The organism is uncultured Candidatus Puniceispirillum sp., assembly GCF_963979125.1.
In the GTDB taxonomy this organism is placed as follows: Bacteria; Pseudomonadota; Alphaproteobacteria; order Puniceispirillales; family Puniceispirillaceae; genus Puniceispirillum.
Window position 1 is genome coordinate 1 of the sequence record NZ_CAXBVX010000184.1, and the last position, 1,725, is coordinate 1,725.

Here is a 1,725-nt window from a genome sequence, read left to right on the forward strand (position 1 = left end):
GTCAATATGACCATCACGGCCTGTGACAAAACTTTTTGCATGGTCGCGGCCACCAGCTTGAAACAGGCGAAATAGAACATCATTATGACCATCAAAAATCGGAATGTCTGGTTTATTCATAACACTTCCAAACCATCAATTTTGTCCATGACAACAGATATGTACCCATTCAACACTTTTGGCTGGCAAGGTGCTATAAAAACATGCGCTAAATTACAAAATAGTTGGTAATGCCAATATGCGGCTGATAGAATTTCACCAATTGAATACAACAATTTGGGAATCGCCAACAGCATGAAAAACATTGGCGAGACAAAGATATATGGCTGATCTGCTTTTAACCAATATTCATAAGTCCTATGACAAAACCGAAGTTATTGCCAATCTCAACCTGACCATAAAGTCAGGTGAATTTATGGTTTTTGTGGGGCCATCCGGTTGTGGTAAATCAACCCTATTACGAATGATCGCTGGCCTTGAAGATATTTCCAGTGGCACCCTAACGATCAATGATGAAATCGTTAATGATGTGGTGCCAGCCGAACGCGGCGTGGCTATGGTGTTCCAGTCCTATGCGCTTTATCCACACATGACTGTGTTTGATAATATGGCCTTTGGTTTGCGGCAAAGCAAAACCCCAAAACCAGAGATTGAACGCCGCGTAAATGGTGCCGCCAGCATTTTGCAAATCACCGATTATCTGAAACGCTTGCCCAAGCATCTATCAGGTGGCCAGCGCCAGCGTGTGGCTATCGGACGCGCGATTGTTCGCGATCCAAAGGTGTTTCTATTTGATGAACCCCTGTCAAATTTGGATGCTGCCTTGCGTGTGCAGACGCGCATTGAAATAGCCAAGCTCCACAATGACCTTGATGCCACGATGATCTATGTAACCCACGATCAGGTCGAAGCCATGACATTGGCTGATCGGATCGTGGTTCTGAACGCAGGACATATTGAACAGGTTGGATCCCCGCTTGAACTTTACAATTCACCTGCCAATAAATTTGTTGCGGGATTTATTGGCAGCCCAAAAATGAACTTCATTCCAACAACCCACAAAGCCCTGACATCAGCGCCAGATAATGTGACCGAAATTGGCATTCGTCCCGAACATCTGATCCATACAACCAAAGCCAAGGCCAAGCTTAATGGCAGGCTGAGGCATATCGAACAGCTTGGCGAATATGCTCTGGCCTATATTGACCTTGGTAATGATGTTGAAATCACTGCCAAGCTAGAAGGCGAGTCTGGTCTGCAACATGGTGCAGACATGTATCTGACTTTCGATGCCAAAAAAGTGCACCACTTTGATAGCAATGGGGTTACGCTCAGCACCACTATGGCGTCTGCCTGATGTCATTGTCATCTGACCCGCATAATAGTTTTCCAGCGCTTGGGGTTTGCTATTACCCCGAACATTGGCCTGAAGACATGTGGGAATCTGACGCCAAAGCCATGGTTGCGGCGGGAATTTCCTGGGTACGTATTGCCGAATTTGCGTGGTCACGGATCGAGCCAAAAAGAGATATTTTTTCATGGGACTGGCTTGATCGGGCAGTCAAAACGCTAAGCGACGCAGGTTTGAAAATAACCATGTGCACGCCAACCGCTACCCCGCCAAAATGGTTAGTTGATGAAATGCCTGACATGATTGCCATCGAAGCTGATGGTACACCGCGGCGTTTTGGATGCTGCACATTATGTACCTGCTTACTGGTATTC

Annotated in this window: 2 protein-coding genes; both read left to right on the forward strand. The window is 46.2% G+C overall.

Annotation, left to right across the window (positions count from 1 at the left end; genetic code table 11):
- Nucleotides 1–322 precede the first annotated feature (322 nt).
- Nucleotides 323–1,357 carry a sn-glycerol-3-phosphate ABC transporter ATP-binding protein UgpC gene (gene ugpC, locus ABNT28_RS11010; protein ID WP_348721631.1) on the forward strand — a complete coding sequence of 345 codons (1,035 nt, stop codon included), beginning with the start codon at nt 323–325 and terminating at the stop codon, nt 1,355–1,357.
- The coding region (locus tag ABNT28_RS11015; protein ID WP_348721632.1) for a beta-galactosidase at nt 1,357–1,725 on the forward strand (369 nt) is incomplete at its 3' end. The genes ugpC and ABNT28_RS11015, both read left to right, overlap by 1 nt.

Coding starts and splice junctions, on each gene's coding strand:
- ugpC (WP_348721631.1), top strand. CDS start 323: ATGGCTGATCTGCTTTTAACCAATATTCATAAGTCCTATGACAAAACC.